The organism is Gordonia sp. UBA7599 (assembly GCA_002477755.1).
Lineage (GTDB): Bacteria > Actinomycetota > Actinomycetes > Mycobacteriales > Mycobacteriaceae > Gordonia.
The window spans coordinates 11503-29479 of record DLKD01000084.1 but is presented as its reverse complement, the minus strand read 5'-3'; the positions used below and the strand labels follow the sequence as shown (position 1 = coordinate 29479).

The following is a 17977-nucleotide window of genomic DNA, read 5'->3' as shown; positions in this document are numbered from 1 at the left end:
CGACCACTACGCCGAGATCGGCTTCGGCGGCTTCGCCAAGGTCGTCGACTCGATCGGCGGCATCCGAATCTGCCTCAAGACGGCGCTGCGCGACCCGAAGGCCGGTCTCCGCCTGCGGGCCGGGTGCCAGAAGATCAACGGGCGCCAAGCGCTCGGGCTGGTGCGCAGCCGCGACTACCCCAACGCCGACCTGCAGCGGGTGGTCAATCAGCGCAAGGTGTTCGCCGCACTCATGGCCAAGGCCACCAGTCCCGGCGTCATGCTCAACCCGTTCCGGTTGCTCCCCTTCGTCAACGGGGTCGTCGACTCGATGACCGTCGACGAGAACGACCACTCGTGGAACTTGCTGCTGCTCGCGCTATCGCTACGTGGATCGCCGACGATGGCGACCGTGCCCACCGGGGCCGAGGTGTGGGGCGCCGACGGTGACGCACTATCGATGGACTCGAGCACCGAGGAGTTCTTCTCCCGCCTCGCCCACGGCAAGGCCGTCGAACCGACGGCCGACGGCAACGACTCCGCCGTCGGGTAGCGCTGCGCGGTCCTAGAGGTTGCCGCCGGCAGCGGCCGGGGCGGCGACATCAGTGGCGGTCTTGTTGTTGATCTCGCGCTCGACGAAGGTCTCCAGGTCGAAGATGTTGCCCTTCGACCGCTCGGCGATCGTGAGCAGCGTCGTCATCGTCGCGACCTCTTCGACCTGCTCCTTGAGGAACCACTGCATGAACTGCTCGCCGAGGTAATCACCGTCGTCGCGCGCCACACGGGCCAGGTTGACGATCTGCTCGGTGACCTGCTCCTCCTGCGCCAGAGCGAGCTTGATCGGTTCGGCGTAGTCGCCGAATGCGTTCTGCGGGGCGACGACGCCGGGGATCTCGACCGCCTGGTCACGGTCAAGGAAGTACTGCACGATCATCATCGCGTGGTTGCGCTCTTCGACCGACTGCTCGTAGAAGTGCCTTGCCAGCTGCGGCATGTCCTCGTTGTCGTAGTACACCGCGATCGCGTTGTATTGCTGGCTCGCGGCGAACTCGTTGGTGATCTGATCGGCCAGCAGTTGCTGGAACTTCGTCCGTTGCGTCATGGGGCAATCGTAGGCGGAACTGGGTGCTAGACGCGCAGCGTGACCTGGCGGGTGCGGATTCCCGCGCGTGAGCGGCGCTGCTCGGTGGTCAACTCGGAGGTATCGGCCATCGCCTCCACCAACCAGGCGTCGAACTGGTCGAGCCCGTCGTACCACTCGTCGGCGTGCTTGTCGGGATCCAGATCGAAGACGGGCACGAGAACCCCGTGGGTCCGGAACGATCCAGCGAAGCGCGACCCCTCGCCCAGCGTCAGGTGGCCCGCGGCGTGCAACCGCGCCAACGCGGTCATCACCACGTCCTCATCCTCGGGGCGCACCCAGCGCAGATGGGCCTTCTCCCCCGCTGCCACCCACCACGGAGCACCCAAACCGCTCTTCGGCGTCATCCGGGCCGTGGGCAGAATCGTCGCCGCCGCACGGTCGAGCATCTGCTGCACTCCGGCGTCGAGCTTGGTCCCCGGTGCGTACCACCACGAGAAGTCCTCGTACACGGTGATGTCGAGTGCACCCGACGCCTCGATGAGGTCGGTGAGCGACTTGTCGGTCGTCCCGCCCTTGTACTCCTCGTCGGTCTTCGCGTGCGCCGCCCAGTCGACGGCCGCGGCGAACTCGGCGGCGATGTTGGCCGGCTCCGGATCAATCTGCAGGCCGGCGAAGCCCTCGCGCGCGCCCTTGCCGTCGCGGACGATAGCGCCGACCGCACCGGGTAGCACGGTCGCGACGTTGACGTGGTTGCGGACGCCCTCGGCCTGCAGCGACGGTCCTGGGTCGTCGTCGGGGACGACCGACTTCAGCTCCGGCTCGGGTGGGCCCTTCTCAAGCAGCGGCAAACGCGCGGTCGCCGACGCGACGAACGCCCGCATAGCGACGAGGTCACATTCGGCGGCGAGTCCGGCGAACGGCCGCCTCGGCGCCGCCGCCTCCGCCTGGCGCTCTTTGCGCGCGGCGACGCGCTCGGCGCGATTGCTCCCGGGACGCGGTCCGGTGCCGCGCTTGCTCTTCTTACCCATGGTCCAACCCTTTCACACGCCGCGCGGGGATCAGACCGTCACCAACCAGTCGCGCACCTGCGCCGGATGGTTCGTGGCGATCCAGCGCACCCCGATGTCAGCGCACAACTGGACGTCGACCTGCTCGTCGACTGTCCAACAGTAAGTCACCCGTCCGGCGGCGGCGGCCTTGTCGACCAGCTCCGGATGCATCCGCAGCGTCTCGATGGACGGTCCGATCCCAGTCGCGCCGACCGCCGTGGCCGCACTGCCGCCGAGGACGCGGGCGGTGTCCCCGAGCAGGATCGTCGGCAACATCGGCGCGTGACGGCGAATCCGCCACACCCCCGACGACGAGAACGAGATCACCACGGCGCGGCTGTGATCGGCCGACGGCGGCGATGCCACGGAGAACCGTCGCAGCATCTCCAGCAACTTCACCTCCACCAGGCTGCCCTGCCGCACCGGGTGCTTGGTCTCGATGAACAGCCGCACCGGCCGGCGCCAGTCGAGCGCTAGCGTCAACAGTTCCTCCAGCGTCAGGACCGACGCCGGGGTGCCGCTGTGCCAACTGCCGAAGTCGTAGTCGCGCAGTTGCGCCAACGACATCTCGCTCACAATTCCGGTGCCGTTGGAGGTGCGATCGATCGTGCGGTCATGGATGCACACGAGGTGGTGGTCGGAGGTCAGCCGGACATCGCACTCCAAGCCGTCGGCGCCCTGCGCCAAGGCGAGTTCGTAGGCGGCGAGCGTGTGCTCCGGTGCCGACCCGGACGCCCCCCGATGAGCTACGACAGCGGGTGTGCCGGATCGCGACACGCGACCGACGGTCACGCGTTGACCCAGCGGCGGCGAATACGGACCGGGGCGGCGATGGTCGTCGGATCGAAGATGCGGACCAGCCGCGGGATCATCCACCAGGCGAACGCCGCGGAGACCAGCGCCGACACGATTGCCCAGACCAGCGAATCAGCCTGCGTTTGGAGGCTGCCACTGCGGCCGCCCGCCCAGCGCGTGACTATCGCGACGATCGCGACGACGTTGACCAGCGCCCATGCCACCCAGATCTTGCGCAGTGACGCCAGGGTGCGCGGGTTGTTGGTCCGCGCGTCGACGAGCGCGGCCTCGCGCACGAGGAACGCTCCACCGACCACGTTGGCCAAGGGCACGACCGAACACAGCCACAACACCCAGGAGCGCCGCGGTTCCAGCCCGCCAGCATCCCGGTAGACCAATGCGCGCATGGCGATCACCCATTGCGCGAAGTGGACGAACACGTAACCCATGGCAACAACGGCCGCGGCTCCGGCGAGGAACACCAACCACGTGGTGATGTTGTCGAGCCAACCGGGGATTAGGCGGTCGCGACCGATGACGGTCACGGCGTAGCGCAGCAGGTGCAACACGGCGCTGACCACCATGACCGCCGTGGCGATGCGCCCGGCGACCTCGAAGTGAGCGGACTCGTCGTGAGCCCGTACGCGGGCGGGGACCTCGGACCAACTCGCGGGCAGGTCCTGCAACCCCCACTGCGGGATCGTGGCGTACCGGGGAGTCGGAGCGCGTCCGCCGTCACCGGACCGGCGGCGCGGTGCCGGGCGGGCCTCGGGTGGGCGCTGTGCGACCCAGCGAACCTTGGGTGCGTTGCTCCGGCGACCGGCCACGCGCTGCTGAGGTACCGCCGGTTGCCCCGGTGCGGGCCGCGGTCCCGCGACCTCCATCACCATCTCGGCGGGGACGACGACGAGAACGCCCTGGCACCGCGGGCAGCGCCTGCGGCCGTCACGGTGGGGCGCTTGGATCCGGCAGTTGCGGCACAGGTCCACCAGCTGCTGGGCGGGGTTGGGCGAAGACATCGTCTACCTCACTCCCCGACCACGACCGGCTTGCCACCGGCCTCCCAGGCGACCATGCCGCCCTCCACGCAAACCGCGTCGTAGCCGACGTGCTCGAAGTACTCGAGCATGCGGAAGGAACGTCCACTGGTCCGGCAGATGACGAAAATCTCCGCGTCGGGATCGATCTCATCGATGCGCTCGGGGACCTGTCCCAGCGGGATGTGCAGCGCGCCCCGGATGTGCCCCTGCTCCCATTCGTCGGATTCGCGGATGTCGAGCAGGATTCGACCGGTCTCACCGGTGAAGTCGTCCGGCAACTCCGCCACCGGCACCTGTTCGAAGGCGGGCATGCATCCATCGTGACATATCGGCCGATCGGCGGAGGCCCAACGCCGCCCGTTTGGGGCCCACTGACTGTCGAGTAAGATAGCGGTGGAGATATCCACAGGTCATGGGTGCAGAACCGAAAACCGATAAGGGTGCGAAGTGGTGTCGATTCACAAAAGTGAATCGCGTTTAACCGACTCCCATGTCAATCGGGCCGAATTGTGAACGGCGTCACTCGTTTGCGTTAATTCCGGCCCTCGACACGCACTATCGCAAACTTCAGCAAGCAGAGCCGCTATCTTGAACCACCCCCGTGGCCTCCTGTGGATAACTTGTGGACAACCTGCGAAACCGCAGTTTACGAAGGGATTAGTGACAAATGACCAAGAGCACAGTGGAGGCGGTCATCGCCGCCCCGCGCCCCCGCGTTTACGCCGTGTTCGCCGACCGTGAATCCGGCGGCGACTTCCTGCCGCTCAGCACCCGGCTCGTCTCACCGGGCACCGACGAGCGTCAGGGCGTCGGCGCGGTGCACTTCCTCGGCCTCGGCAAGGTCGGAGTTCGGGAGCAGATCACCGAACTCGTGCCCGACGAGCGCATCGCCTACAAGGTGGTCGGTGGCATCCCCGTGCGCAGCCACACCGGGCTGATCGAGTTCTCCGACGACCCGGCCGGCACCAAGGTCCGGTACACGATGGACTCCGATCCCAAGTTGCCGGTTCCCGCGCCCATTCTCACCAAGGTGTTGGACACCCTGATGGGTCAGATGATCGGCGGCGTCAAGCGCGCCGTCGCGAACGGCTGAGAGACACCTGGCTCACGACGCCAGGAAAGCCGCGAGCCGCTGCGCCTCCTCGTCGGCCTCTCGGCGTTGCGCCGGCGTCGGGTCGATGAAGTAGTCGACGCCGATCCGCTCACCGTCGGCCTTCCATGTGCCAGCCAGCCGACCGTCGACTAGGACGAACCCGGGACTGCGCCCGTTGGGCGTCGACGTCGCAGCGAACAGGTCCGGATCGGCGATACGGGCCCGATCGGTGGCCGCCTGTGCGACGAAGATGTGGTCGAACGGTGCGATGAGCCGCACCGGTGCGGGCTCGTCGCCGTCGGCGACAGACAGACCGTCGAGGTCATAGAGCTCCTCGCCGTTCGGCCCGTCAATGCGCGCCAACTCCCAATCCGCCTCCATCGCCCGCACGAGCGGACCCAGTCCGCTCAGGCCCGCCCACGTCTGGATGCCGGCGATGCTCGCCGGCCCGAACCCGCGCAGGTACATCCGGATCAGGTCGCGGCGGGCCTCGTCGTCGACGACCGCTGGCTCGCCCGGGCCGATCCAGTCGTCGAGGAGCGCCAGCGCCGGATCGCCGGCGCCGTCCCAGGTACCGCGTGGCGGCACCTGCACGAGGTGCAGCCCGCCCCGGATGACGGCCATCAGGTCGGCGGGCGGCACTGACGGCCAACGCCCCGCGAGCAGGTCCCGCAGTGCACGCGCGGGCACCTCCGCCCCGCTCAGCGCCTCACGTCCAGCATCGACGACGTCAAGCGCCTCGATACCGGGCGGCAGTTTGTGATTGGTCGCGGTGATCGCGGCGATCCTGGTCTGGGCGAGTGCCCGCATCCAACGGGCGTCCTGGGCGTCCATCACCATCAGCGTTCCGCGCAGCACGACCGACCGCACGATCTCGCGCTCGGTGAGCAGCTCGTCGTATTCGGCTGGGTCGAACCCCTCGATGCGCGACCACAACCCGATGAACGGCGGTCGGGGGTCCTGCGCCTGCAGACCGACGCACCGGTCGAGGACTTCGATGACGTCCTCGTCGATTCGTTCGAGGAGATGCTGTCGGGCAAGAAGTGTGCGGTTCCACTGCTGCGCCGTGATCACGACGGGAAGCTCACCCCGGTTGCCGCGTGGCAGCGGTAGCCGTGCGGATTCTTCGCCAGATACTGCTGGTGATAGTCCTCGGCGTAGTAGAACCGGCCGTCGCCGGCGTCGCCGAGTTCAGCGATCTCCGTGGCGATCGGGCCGTACCCGGCAGCGGTGAGCGCGGGTTGGAATCGTTGCGCCGCGTCGCGCACCAGTTCAGCATCGGCGGCCGAACAGGTGAACACCGCCGAACGGTATTGCGTACCGATGTCATTGCCCTGTCGCATGTCCTGAGTCGGGTCGTGCGTCTCAAAGAACACCCGCAGCAGGGCCTCCAGGTCGGTTTCGTCCTCGTTGAACACAACGAGAACTGCCTCGGTGTGCCCGGTACGCGCTGTACACACCTCTTCGTACGTGGGGTTGGGGGTGAAGCCGCCGGCGTAGCCGACCGCCGTCGTGTAGACGCCGGGCAGTTGCCAGACGATCTCCTCCACACCCCAGAAGCACCCTCCGGCCAGGATTACTGCGCGCCGCCGGGGCCCCCAGTCGCACACACCGCCCGTCACCGGGCCGGGCGGGACCATCGGGGCGTCGAGCACGATGTTGCGCGGGGCAACCCGCATCGGCGTCGGCCGTCCGGACAGCGCGTCGCCCGCATCGACCATGACCTGCTTCGCACGTGAGAAACCCCAGGACATGGTTTCAATCCTACGCGGCTGCCCCACCCCTGGTCGGAAGCGGCAAATCCGGCCGGAGCAAAGATTTGTGGTCTGTCGTCAGCCATGCCTATGATGACGGTCACTATCGGGCTGTGATGCACTTCACCTGCCCAGACGTACGCGACGGACTATAGGAGGCGAGCACGTGGCAACGACACAACAGGCGGATCTGTCGTCGGACCGGACACCGGTCTACAACATCTCCGGTTCCTGCACGTGGACGCTGCTCACGCTCATTCCTCTCGCCGTCCTGCTCGTCCTGATCGCCATCTGATCGCTCCCCCACCCGACCGCATGGCGGCATCGTGGTGACGCGCCCCGACGCGGGGGATACGGTGGAACAGTCAGACAGAGAACGATCCACCGCGAAGGGAAGCATTGTGGCTGAATACACCCTGCCCGATCTCGACTACGACTACGGCGCACTTGAGCCCCACATCTCGGGCCGCATCATGGAGCTGCACCACGACAAGCACCACGCGACCTACGTCGCCGGCGCCAACACCGCGATCGCCAAGCTGGCCGAGGCCCGCGAGGACGGCACCATCGCGCAGAAGGTCTACGGGCTGTCTGCCAACCTGTCCTTCCACCTTGGTGGTCACACCAACCACTCAATCTTCTGGAAGAACCTGTCGCCGGACGGCGGCGACAAGCCCACCGGCGACCTCGCCGACGCCATCGCCAACGACTTCGGCAGCTTCGACAAGTTCCAGGCGCACTTCACCGCCGCGGCCACGACCCTGCAGGGCTCGGGCTGGGCGATCCTGGGCTACGACACCATCGGCCAGCGCCTGGTCATCGAGCAGCTCACCGACCAGAGCGGCAACACCTCGGCCGCACTGATCCCGGTCGTCATGCTCGACATGTGGGAGCACGCCTTCTACCTCGACTACCAGAACGTGAAGCCCGACTACGTCAAGGCGTGGTGGAACGTCGTCAACTGGGCCGACGCCGCCGAGCGCTTCGACCGCGCTGTGACGCAGGGCAAGGGACTGGTCGTCCCGGCCTGATCGGACTCCACAGACCATCGACGTCGCCCGGTACGACAGCCCTACGGGGTTGTCGTGCCGGGCGATTTCACATGGCGCCCTTGATGAGGAACGACCCGGCAATTGCCGCGGCCAACACGACGGCCATGATCGCCAGGGCGACGTAGTCGATCCGCCCCGGGCGCGCCACCTCGGCCGTGAGCCGGCCGGTACCGCCGCGCGCAGTGATCGCCTCACCCATCTCCGCGGAGCGCCGCAGCGCCGACGACAGTGCCGCCACCACCATGTCGACGATGGTCAGCTGTGACGACGGATGCCCCGCCTTCGCCGGTGCGCGGGGGCGCAAGCGATGCACGGCCCGCAGAATCATCAGCTCGTCGATCATCAGCGGCAACGAGCGCAGGCACAAGGCGATGACGACAGCCCACTCGTCGACGGGGAGACGGAACCACCGCAGCGGCCTCATCAGCGTCGCGATCGCCGGGGCGAGTTGGCTGGCCCGCGTCGTCCAGACCACGAGGACCGACACCGCGATCACCAGCAGGCCCAGTAGGACGCTGCGTGCGGTCACCAATCCGCCGGCCGGACCGGCGACCAGCGTCGACAATGCGACGCTCGCGGCAGCCAGCGCCCAGAACCACCAGGGCGGTCGTGGCACCGCGCCCAGCGGTATCCCCGCGAGCAGCGCGACGACCAGCACGACGGCCGCGACCACGCCCAGCGCCGGCCACGACGGCAGCACCCACATGAGGATGCCGATCAGTCCGATCGCGATCAGCTTGGTCCCCGCCCACAGCCGGTGGATCACCGAATCGCCGGGGATTTCGCGCAGCGGCAGTCCCTTCACGATTGGCCCTCCGTTCCCGAGCGTGCCGGATCGAGGGCGCCCGCCTCCACCAGCACCCCGTCGACGAGCTCCACCTGGCGGTCGCAGACGGCGGCGATCTCGTCGAGATCGTGGGAGATGACGATCAGGGTGAGGCCCGCCGCGCGCAGCCGTCCGAACAGAGCGACGACGTCGGCGCGAGCCTGCGGGTCCAGCCCGGCCAGCGGCTCGTCGGCGACGATGATCTCCGGGTGTCCGGCCAGTGCCCCGGCCAGAACGCCGCGGCGCATCTGCCCGCCGGACAGGGCGTCGGTGCTGCGTGCGGCGAATTCGCGGGGCAGCCCGACCTCGTCGAGCAGGTGCGCGACCTCGAGGGTGCCGACGCCGAGCCCACCGGCGGCTTGGATGTCTTCGCCCAGCGTCGGCCGCTGCAGCTGCAGCCGGGCGTGCTGGAAGGTCAGTTTCACCGCGCCGACCTGTTTGCTGATGGGCGAACCGGCGTAGAGCGCCGTCCCCGACGTGGGCGCGGTGAGCCCGGCGAGGATCCACGCGAGCGTCGACTTCCCCGAGCCGTTGCCGCCGACGATCAGCAGGCCCTCGCCGCGGTCGACGTGCAGCGTCACGTCGCGCAGCGCGGTGACCTCCCACGGCGACCCGGCCAGGTACTTGTGTCCGATCCCGGTGAGCTGTACCAGCGGGGTCCCGCCCGCCGGTGGTCGCGTGTCGCGACGGAAGGGCGGTGGATCGAGATCCACGCGATCAGGCTCCTCGGCCCCCCCGAACCACACCGGCGGCTGCGGATCGACGCGCCCGTCGCGCAGGTGGATCACGCGGTCCGCAGCCGCCGCCTCGTCGGCGCGGTGGGTGATGAGGACGACGGCGAGTCCGCGGCGGGCGGGCAATGCGGTCAAGACCTCCAGCAGATCGGACCGTCCGTCCGGGTCGACCATCGAGGTCACCTCGTCGGCGATCAGCAGCGCCGGATCGCGGGCCAGCGCGGCGGCGAGCGCGAGGCGCTGCTGCTGCCCGCCGGACAGGTCCGCGGTGTCGCGGTCGGCCAAACCGCTCAAGCCGACCTCGGCGAGCAGCGCGTCGACATCCACGTCGACACCGTCGGGCAAGCCCCACACCACATCGTCGGCGACGCGGGCGCCGAGCATCTGAGTTTCCGGTCGCTGCAGCACCATCGCGGTGCCGCCGGGGCGGCCCAGTCCCGGATCGCCGGACCGAAGCACATGTCCGGCGGTCGGCGCACGCCCGGCGAGGATTTTCGCAACTGTCGACTTGCCCGATCCGTTGGCCCCGACGATCGCCACCAGTTCACCGGGGTCGATGCGCAGCGACACGTCGTTGAGCGCGGGCGCCAAGGGGCGCCGCAAGTCGGCGCTGGGATAGGTGAAGCCGACACCGTCGAACTCGACGGGCAGCGGGCCGGGCGCACTGGCATCGCCGGCCTCGAGCGCCCGCCGCGGCTCGTCGAGGGTGTCGACGCTGGGGACGGCACGGACCCGCTCGATCACGCCGCCGACGAGCCACCAGGCGACGTACAGCGAAATCAGGGTGCCGACCGCGCCGCTGATCCACATCCACACCCACCAGTAGTCGACGATGGCATTCGTCATCGCGCGCAGGCCGTCGGCGGTCTGCGTGAAGGCCTCCGTGCCGCCAGGCAGTTGCGCGGCGACTTGGTCAAGGGCCTTGGCGAAGCCGTCGATGGTGTTCTTCATCGATTCCAGCAGCAGGCGCCGCAGCGGGACGAGGACCAGGAACACGAGCACCGACAGGCCGCCCATGATCGGTGCGACGATCAGCGACGCGATCGTGAACGACGCGAGTCCCCGGTGGCGTCGCTTCATCTCCCCGACGAGGCCGCCGACCACACCGGCGGCGACAACCGAGACGGCCGCAGACAGGCCGGCCAGCGCGAACGCCACGCCGGCCGCGGCGACAACGACCGCGACGAGTGCGCGCGGGCGGGTCCGCTGACCGACCAGTGCCAGCGGAACCGGGGCGAGCAGCGCGACCGACGTCAGGATCGGCAGGACCTGCGCGACGACGACGGTCGCGACGGTGAGGCCGCCGAGCACGGCGGCCAGCGCCACCTCGTGGGGGCGCAACGGGCCGCGCGCGGCCTCGTGGGCTGAGGAATCAGACATCGAGTCCAGTGTGCCTGAGCCACTGTGAGAGCCACCTGAGGCCGAGGTCGGGCGGCCGAACCGCGCGCCTGGCGGATCACCAGGCTCCGGCTCGGCCCTCGGACGCTAGACGGCGGACCGGTCGGCGCGCCAGGTGACGTTCAGCGGGATCGGACCGTCGGGCAACCAGGGTTGCGCCGCAACACAATCGTTGACGTTCCACGTGCCGCGCTCCACGACGCCGAGAGCGCCGTCGAACACGAACCACTCCTGGGTCGGTTTGTGGAGCGGCTGGGACTCGGCCCAGGCCACGACGAACTCGCCGGGCTCGAATCCGCAGCACTCGCGCAGAGTCTCCAGGAAGCGGAGGTTGTGCAAGTGCCCGTCGCCAAAGTTCCAACCGAGAAGCAGGTTGGCACCGGTCTCGCCCTCCCAGATCTCGCGGTAGTCCAAGTCGTCCCCGAGATAATCGCGCAGCGCCGACATCAGGCCTCGGCCCTGGGTGTGCAACGACCGCCATCCGACGAACATCTCGACCATGATCTTGATGTACTCCTCCGGCGCGCCGGAGGCGCGGATCTGCTCAGAGTGCAGGCCGACGCTGCTCGGCAGTCCGGCCCGCTTCAGCTTCTCCTCGGCACCGGGTGTAAAGGTCCACAGCGCCGTCGCCCAGTTGCCCGCGTATTGGCGCAGCGAGGGCAGGAAGGAGATCAGATCGGGCCGGAAATTGCCGATCGCCGGGAAGATCAGGAGGGCGACCAGGAACACCGGCAGCATCCACGGCTGGCTGAAGTCGAAGATCCCGAAACCGTCCTCATTGGGGTGCCCGGCGAAGAGCGCCACCGAGATGAAGCCGAAGAGGATGTTCCACTCCAGGGGCACCGCGAGCGGGAACGTCGAGGTGATGAAGATGTGGAACGCCACGATGATCACGATGGAGACGATCGTCACCGTCCAGTTCGTGCTGAGCAGCAGGATCACCGGGATCACGAACTCCAGAATCGTGCCCATCACGTGAGCCATGAACCACGCCAGTCGGGATGGCTTCAGGTCGTTGGGATAGGCACGGTAGTTGGAGAGCTTCATCGCCCGCGGTGTCCACGGGGTGTTGGAGACCATCGGTGGGATCACGCTCTCGAAGTGCTTGCCGATCTTCGAGAACGCCGCCCCACACCAGACGACGACGATGAGCAGCTTGCCGGCGATGATCATGTCGGTCGGGTCGAGAATGAGGAAGAAGACCATCGCAGGCAGGTACTGCTCGCCGCGTCCGCACAGGAACGCGACCTTGTCGCGCAGGCCGAGGATGATCAGCAGGATGATCGGCGCGATCATCAAGTAGTGGTTCACGACGCCGCCGTTGCCGACCGGGTGCGGATAGTCCTTCACACCCGGCATCGCGATGGCGACGGCGAGGCTCGCCAAGTAGAGGACGTAGATCACCGCGTCGACGACCGATCGACGGGTTCCGCCGGTGAACGGCACCTTGTCCGGCCACGGGGCCATCCGCAGCAGACCGGGGCGCATGAAGTACCGCGCACCGCCGTAGAACGGTTTGAAGTGTCCGGTCAGCGGTCCCCATGCGCCGCCCAGGCCGATCATCTCCAGCAGGGCGACCCACAGGATCAGCTTCTGGTAGACGATCGGCTCGTTCCACCAGCTGCTGATATGGAGGGATCCGCCGACCCCCGGGGACGTGGATGTCACGATCAGGAGCCCGAGGAGCGACGACAGGAAGAGGAACTTGGCGATGTAGATAATGTGCAGCATGTACGGGCTGCCGTACCCGTTCGCAGCCCAGAATTTGGTGAGGATCTCCATACGCTCCCGCATCGGGAGGCGCGCGTATTCCTCGGGATCAACGTCGGGGAAGACGGGTTGGGTGAACGGCATGTCGACACCTGTCCTTTCAGTTGGTGAAGCGAGCGCGCAGACGGGGCTTGTCGAGCTTTCCGACGGGGTTCTTGGGGATCGAGTCGACGATCTCGATCTCCGGCACCTTGATGCGGGCGAGCTCGGTGCGGCAGTGCTCGAGCAGTGCGTCGGCGTCAAGATCGGCATCGGGGTAACCGGCGATGAAGGCGACCGGCACTTCGCCGTAGACGGCGTCGGGTCGGCCGACGACCGCGACCTCCATCACGCCCGGGAAGGCGGAGATGGCGTTCTCGATCTCCTTGGGGTACAGGTTCTCCCCGCCGCGGATGATCATGTCCTTGATCCGGTCGACGATCCGCAGGTAGCCGTCCTCATCGAAGATTCCGACGTCGCCGGTGTGCAACCACCCGTCGCGCAGAGTCTCTGCCGTCGCCTCCGGCCGGTTGAGGTACCCGCGCATCACGATCGGACCGGAGATCACGACCTCGCCCCGCTCGCCGCGCTCGAGGATCTCCCCGGTGGGTGACATCACCTCCACGCGCACCCGCGGCAGCGCCGGACCGACGGTGCCCGCCTTGATCTCGCCCTCGTAGGGGTTCGACGTCGCGGCGCACGTGCACTCGGTCAGGCCGTAGCCCTCCCCGATACGGAACCCGAAACGCTCCTGCGTCGCCTCGAGCAGTTCCTTCGACGCCGGTGCGGCACCGCAGATGCCGAGCCGGACCGACGAGAAGTCGACGCCCTCGCGGGCCGTGGCCAGCAACATCGAGTAGATCGTCGGCACCGCCGAGAAGTAGGTCGGGCGCAGGTTCGCCACGGCATCGTAGAAGCCGTCCGGGCTGAACCGGCTCAGCATGCTCATCTGAGCTCCCACGCGCAGCGGCGACAAGAAGCTCACACAAATGGCGTTGACGTGGAACAGCGGCAGGAAGAGCAGACAGTGGTCCGAGGAGTCCATCGCCATCGACTCCACCATGATCGCGGTCATCGCATCGAGGTTGGCGTGGTCGAGCATCACACCCTTGGGTCGTCCCGTCGAGCCGCTGGTGTAGACCAGCAGTGCCAGGTCGTCGGGCGTGGCCCGCGGTGGAGTGGGGTCACCGACCGGTTCGCTGCGCAGATCGCCGACCGGGAGGACCGTCGCCGACGCCGACGTCGTGAAACTGGGCTCGGCAAGCGCGAGGACCGATCCGGCGTCGGAGATCTGGTAGTCGGCCTCGCTCGCGGTCAGGGCGGGATTCACCGGCGTCGCCGCGGCACCCAACCGCCAGGCCGCCAACATCGCGATGAGCAGTTCGACACGGTTGGGCAGCACCAGGGCGATCACCGAACCGTGCCCGACGCCGAGCTCGGTGAACTGCTCGGCAGCCGCCCGGACGCGACGGTCGAAGTCGTCGTAGGTCAGCGCCACGGTCTCGTCGCGGAGACAGGGCCGGGCTGCCCGCGCGGCGATCTCCTCCTCGGCATGCGACCAAGGCAGGTGGCCCAATTGATAGGCAGTCTCCATCAAAACCTCACTCCGTTGCGGTGCCGGTATTCGGACAGTAAGCCGAAACGTGACGGAGGTCACTGTGCTGCTGTCACAGTGTTCCTGGGGACACCGACGGTCGCCCGTGCGGCCCGGATTGCGAGGCGTGATGGACGACGTGGAACCCCGAGTGGCCGGTTCGACCACACTGCGCAACCAGGCCGCATTCATCGAACTGGGCTTGGCCCTGCGGCGCCACCGCGACGAATTCGCCGCGCAGATGCACCGCGAGATGCTCGCCGGCATCGACGGCCTGCCTCACGACGAGCAGATGCGCGACCTCCTCATGAGCAGCGTGTTGGCCAACATCGAGACCGCAGAGCGCGTCTACCTGGGTGAGCTGCCCGTCTCGGCCATCGAGGCACCCGACGACGCGCTGGTCTATGCGCGGCGATTGGCCCATCTCGACGGCCAGCAGAGTGTGCTGCCACGTGCATACCGGTGGGGGCAGTTCATGCTCACCGTGTGGGCTACGGACGAGTTCCGCCGGATTCTCGACGATCCGCGTGCCGAGAACGAAGCACTTGAGGACCTCAATCGGATCAGCTTCTCCTACGTCAACCAGATCTCCGAACAGGCACTCACCGAGTACCAGGCCGAGCGCGACCGGTGGCAGACACACCGCAGCACCGTGAAGGCCGAGACGCTCGACCGACTCCTCGACCGCGACGCACCGCTGCACGGGCCCGATCTGGTCGCTGCCGAACGCAAGCTGGGCTATCAGCTACAGGCGACGCACGTCGCTGGGACGGTATGGATCGACGACTCGACCGACTCGCCGAGTCCGGAGGTGGATTCCGCTGATCTGGAACGGCATACCCGTCGGCTCGCCGCGGCGGCCGGCGCCAAGGGTGAGGCGCTGTTCCGGCTCCGGGACTCCACCACGGCATGGTGGTGGGTGCACTGGCCGGAAACCACGCCACCACCCGCCGACGCGTTCCGCCTCGCACTCGCCGAAGCGGACGTCCCGCTCCTGCGACTCGCGCTGGGCGGTCCGGGCCGCGGTGTTGAGGGGTTCCGCGAGAGCCACCATGACGCGTTGGCAGCCGAGCGGGTTTCGATGATCGCCGGGTCGGCCGCTCCGCGCGTCGTCTCGACCACCGAGCCCGGGGTCCGCTGCGCCGCCATGCTCGCGGCCGACCTCTCCGACACCAAGCGGTTGGTGCAGTCCGCCCTACGCAACCTGGCCGCCGATACTCCGACGAACGCCGATCTGCGCGAGACGCTGCGCGTCTACCTCGAGGAGCAAGGCAGCCACAGCGCAGCGGCTCGGCGCCTACACATCCACAAGAACACCGTCGGCTACCGGTTGGCGAAGGCGTCCGACCTCTCCGGGAGTGCGTTGACCCGCAACCGCGTGGACACCGAACTCGCACTGGTCGCCTGCGAGTGGCTCGGCCCCACGGTGCTGCTGCCTACCGAGTGATCTCGGCGGCGTCGGTCCTCAAGCGACGCGACACCGACTCAGTTCTCAGTTCGAGGTGAGGCTCGCCTCGAGGCCCGGCGGATCCTGCGGCAGGCCCTGCTGCTGGCGCAGGACTTTGATGAGCTCGTTCACGACGGTCACTTTGTCGCTGGACAGGCCGGCCAAGCGAAACGCGGCAAGTTGGATATCGGCGTCGGCCTGCATGCGCAGCCGGTCGATCTCGGTACGGGTGCGCTGCGCGGCGCTGTCCTCGAGGAAGTAGTGCACATCGACCCCGAATGCGGCGGCGATCCCCTCGACGGTCCGAAACGAGGGCGACTTGGCCTTTCCCGAGCGCAGCTGGCTCAAGTAGGACTCACCGAGCCGGAACCCGCGGGCGGTCGAGCGCTGGGCGATGGCCTTGGCGCTGTAGGCGCGCCCATTGGGGCCGGGAACCGTGCGGAAGAGCTCCTCGAGTCGACGCGCGAACAACCCGGGCTCAACGTCGGCGCCACGTGTGTCGACGCTGCCGTTCTCCGAAGTTCTTGCCGCCATCTGAGTTCCCCTGTCCCGAATATGGTGCAACGTTAATCGTGAAGAAACTTCATGATATCCCAGATGAAAACTGTTGTCAGCGTAAACCTGCACGTAGCAAGGCTAAAAGCGGAATCAACTGAGTTAAACGTACGGTTCTCCTTAGGACAAAGGATCGTTTAGGCCAGCAAGTCGGCCATCGTCGGCAGGGTGCGCACGGCATCGCCGTCCATCCATTCCCGCAGCACCTTGGTCGCCCAGACGTCGTCCTCGTTGTACTGCAGCAGTCGGGTGCGTTGGTCCGGGTCGGGTTGCGCCCCGGTCAATCCGACCGCCGCCGAATACCAGTCCATCGACGCGGCGCCGTTCGCCTCCCCGTCCCGCCAGGAAAAGCCGGCGACCGGCGCAACCCGCTTGAGGCCCTTGCCCTTGGGGCAGAAGAAGTTCGCCGATACCGCGGCGTAGACATCCACCCACTGCGGTGAACGGATGAACTCGTTGACCTCGGCGAGCGACGGGATGCCCGGCATTCCCGCGAACCTCTCGGCCGAGCCGCGCAGCCACCGGTTCTCGGCCTGCTCGGAGTAGCAGTACGCCGCAAACGTCTTGCCCTGCGCCCGCGCGGCCGCCATCTCCTCGTGCAGCCAATTCCAAAAGGCCGCGAAGGACTGTGCCTCGGTCGTACTCGGCAACGGCCGCCACGTCGCGAAGGGCCGGTAGAGGACCGGACGATCCGGGTCGGTCCGGTCGGTCAGCAGCGTGCCCCACAGGTAGGCGCCATCCTCGCCGTAACTCTCCATGTCGACGTCGACCTCGACGTCGGCGCGGGCGATCGGCGTCGAAGCGCTGCGTCGCACCATCACATCGCCGGTCCGGTGACAGCGGGCGGCGGCGATCGCGTCTTGGAAAGAGCCGTTGGACCACTGCTCGGGCTCGTCGCCGGCTGTCAGTTCGGCAAGCTTGCTGATAGTCGTGATTCCCTCGGCCCGAAGTGTGTCGGCGACCATCCCGTTGACGACGAGGCTCACGTCGTCGCGCGCGAGGAGATCCGCCTCGCACTGCTCCCACCAACGACAATCACGGCACTCGCCGATCCGGCTCGGCTGGGTTCCGACGAGTTGGTCGACGATCGCGAGGCGCTCGTAGGTCAGGTGCGCGAACTCCTCGCGCAGAGGTCCGACGTCGAAGACGGCGATGCAGTCGGCGTCCATACCGATGACTCCCGCCCGCCACTGGTCCGGTGCGCGGTCACCGGCGAGCCCGGCCGCCACCAACAATTCGGTCAGATGCTGGAGGCGCTGTTGGTCACGACGATTGGGCCGCAGTGCGCGACTCGCGTCGTCCGTGGGCAACCAGGTCCACAGCGGGCTGGTCAGTATCGTGCGCCCGCCCTCGCCGTTGTTCCGTGCTGCGGCCGGTCTGGTCACACGGTGGTTCACCACGATCACCGGGAGGTAGCCGGTGCCGTCGTGCACCAGCAGCTCGGCGTGACCACGCCGCCGATCGAGCTCGTCGTCGGGTAGCGCCGCGTTCCAGATCCAGCGCGCCCCCGCGGTCGCGGCGGCCAAGGTGTCGGACACCCGCCGCTCACGCGGCCCCTCGTCGACGATCACGAAGGCCGTCGGGCCCTGGTCGCTGTGGATCGATCGGAGCAGGTCGCGCACTCGTTCCCGGTGCAGCGCAGCCGCCTCTTTGCGCCGGGCGACCTCGGGTGTATCAGCGGCGATTGCCTCTGCTCCCGGTGTCGTCGGCGAGTTGTCCAGGGCCAACCGGTGCGGGCATCCCGAAAGATCGCGCGCGGTCAACAACACCGCCGTCGGCTTCCGGGTCAACGTGCTCACTCTCTGCGCCTCCACCCCCTCCGCGCCGC

Annotated in this window: 18 protein-coding genes; 5 read left to right on the top strand and 13 right to left on the bottom strand. The window is 67.8% G+C overall.

Annotated features, from left to right (window positions below):
- The coding region (locus B4L26_RS10100; protein ID WP_290718596.1) for an LCP family protein at positions 1–532 on the top strand (532 nt) is incomplete at its 5' end.
- 12 nt (positions 533–544) lie between these two features.
- Here the strand turns inward: B4L26_RS10100 and B4L26_RS10095 are convergent.
- From B4L26_RS10095 to B4L26_RS10075, 5 genes are read right to left on the bottom strand one after another with little or no spacing between them, the layout of a single operon-like run.
- Positions 545–1081 carry a ferritin gene (locus B4L26_RS10095; protein ID WP_290718594.1) on the bottom strand — a complete coding sequence of 179 codons (537 nt, stop codon included), beginning with the start codon at positions 1079–1081 and terminating at the stop codon, positions 545–547.
- Positions 1082–1107: 26 nt separating this feature from the next.
- Positions 1108–2091: a DUF5926 family protein gene (locus tag B4L26_RS10090; protein WP_290718591.1), complete on the bottom strand. Its 984-nt coding sequence runs from the start codon at positions 2089–2091 to the stop codon at positions 1108–1110.
- A gap of 30 nt (positions 2092–2121) precedes the next feature.
- A complete protein-coding gene (locus B4L26_RS10085) occupies positions 2122–2904 on the bottom strand; it encodes a glycerophosphodiester phosphodiesterase family protein (protein ID WP_290718590.1) in 783 nt (260 codons plus the stop codon).
- Positions 2901–3926, bottom strand: coding sequence for a DUF4328 domain-containing protein (locus tag B4L26_RS10080; RefSeq protein ID WP_290718588.1), 1026 nt, complete (start codon positions 3924–3926; stop codon positions 2901–2903). The genes B4L26_RS10085 and B4L26_RS10080 overlap by 4 nt, the downstream gene beginning before the upstream one ends.
- 8 nt (positions 3927–3934) lie before the next feature.
- Complete coding sequence (locus tag B4L26_RS10075) at positions 3935–4258, bottom strand: rhodanese-like domain-containing protein (protein ID WP_290718586.1); 324 nt, start codon at positions 4256–4258, stop codon at positions 3935–3937.
- 356 nt (positions 4259–4614) lie between these two features.
- On the opposite strand from B4L26_RS10075, the gene B4L26_RS10070 reads away from it, so the two are divergent.
- The gene (locus B4L26_RS10070; RefSeq protein ID WP_290718583.1) at positions 4615–5040 is read left to right on the top strand and encodes an SRPBCC family protein; all 426 of its coding nucleotides are present in this window, start codon (positions 4615–4617) and stop codon (positions 5038–5040) included.
- Positions 5041–5052: 12 nt separating this feature from the next.
- Here the strand turns inward: B4L26_RS10070 and B4L26_RS10065 are convergent, their stop codons facing one another.
- Together B4L26_RS10065 and msrA are read right to left on the bottom strand one after the other, a co-directional pair.
- On the bottom strand, positions 5053–6114 hold the full coding sequence (locus tag B4L26_RS10065; protein ID WP_290718581.1) for a winged helix DNA-binding domain-containing protein: 1062 nt from the start codon (positions 6112–6114) through the stop codon (positions 5053–5055).
- The gene (gene msrA, locus B4L26_RS10060) at positions 6111–6794 is read right to left on the bottom strand and encodes a peptide-methionine (S)-S-oxide reductase MsrA (protein ID WP_290718579.1); all 684 of its coding nucleotides are present in this window, start codon (positions 6792–6794) and stop codon (positions 6111–6113) included. The genes B4L26_RS10065 and msrA overlap by 4 nt, the downstream gene beginning before the upstream one ends.
- A 166-nt stretch (positions 6795–6960) precedes the next feature.
- Here msrA and B4L26_RS10055 point away from each other — a divergent pair, with 166 nt between their 5' ends.
- Positions 6961–7089: a hypothetical protein gene (locus B4L26_RS10055; RefSeq protein WP_290718577.1), complete on the top strand. Its 129-nt coding sequence runs from the start codon at positions 6961–6963 to the stop codon at positions 7087–7089.
- Positions 7090–7195: 106 nt separating this feature from the next.
- Entirely contained in the window at positions 7196–7825 is a 630-nt protein-coding gene (locus tag B4L26_RS10050; protein WP_290718575.1) for a superoxide dismutase, read from the top strand.
- Positions 7826–7892: 67 nt separating this feature from the next.
- Here the strand turns inward: B4L26_RS10050 and B4L26_RS10045 are convergent, their stop codons facing one another.
- The 4 genes from B4L26_RS10045 to B4L26_RS10030 all read right to left on the bottom strand — a co-directional run bounded on the left by B4L26_RS10045 (position 7893) and on the right by B4L26_RS10030 (position 14147).
- Positions 7893–8651: an energy-coupling factor transporter transmembrane component T family protein gene (locus B4L26_RS10045; RefSeq protein WP_290718573.1), complete on the bottom strand. Its 759-nt coding sequence runs from the start codon at positions 8649–8651 to the stop codon at positions 7893–7895.
- Positions 8648–10786, bottom strand: coding sequence for an ABC transporter ATP-binding protein (locus tag B4L26_RS10040; RefSeq protein ID WP_290718571.1), 2139 nt, complete (start codon positions 10784–10786; stop codon positions 8648–8650). The genes B4L26_RS10045 and B4L26_RS10040 overlap by 4 nt, the downstream gene beginning before the upstream one ends.
- A 105-nt stretch (positions 10787–10891) precedes the next feature.
- Positions 10892–12658, bottom strand: coding sequence for a DUF3556 domain-containing protein (locus B4L26_RS10035; RefSeq protein ID WP_290718569.1), 1767 nt, complete (start codon positions 12656–12658; stop codon positions 10892–10894).
- A gap of 16 nt (positions 12659–12674) precedes the next feature.
- On the bottom strand, positions 12675–14147 hold the full coding sequence (locus B4L26_RS10030; protein ID WP_290718567.1) for a class I adenylate-forming enzyme family protein: 1473 nt from the start codon (positions 14145–14147) through the stop codon (positions 12675–12677).
- A 130-nt stretch (positions 14148–14277) separates the two neighbouring features.
- On the opposite strand from B4L26_RS10030, the gene B4L26_RS10025 reads away from it, so the two are divergent.
- Entirely contained in the window at positions 14278–15594 is a 1317-nt protein-coding gene (locus B4L26_RS10025) for a PucR family transcriptional regulator (protein ID WP_290718565.1), read from the top strand.
- Positions 15595–15639: 45 nt separating this feature from the next.
- On the opposite strand, the gene B4L26_RS10020 is transcribed toward B4L26_RS10025, so the two are convergent.
- Positions 15640–16128 carry a helix-turn-helix domain-containing protein gene (locus B4L26_RS10020; protein ID WP_290718563.1) on the bottom strand — a complete coding sequence of 163 codons (489 nt, stop codon included), beginning with the start codon at positions 16126–16128 and terminating at the stop codon, positions 15640–15642.
- A gap of 158 nt (positions 16129–16286) precedes the next feature.
- Positions 16287–17948, bottom strand: coding sequence for a TM0106 family RecB-like putative nuclease (locus tag B4L26_RS10015; protein ID WP_290718561.1), 1662 nt, complete (start codon positions 17946–17948; stop codon positions 16287–16289).
- Between the last annotated feature and the right edge of the window lie 29 nt (positions 17949–17977).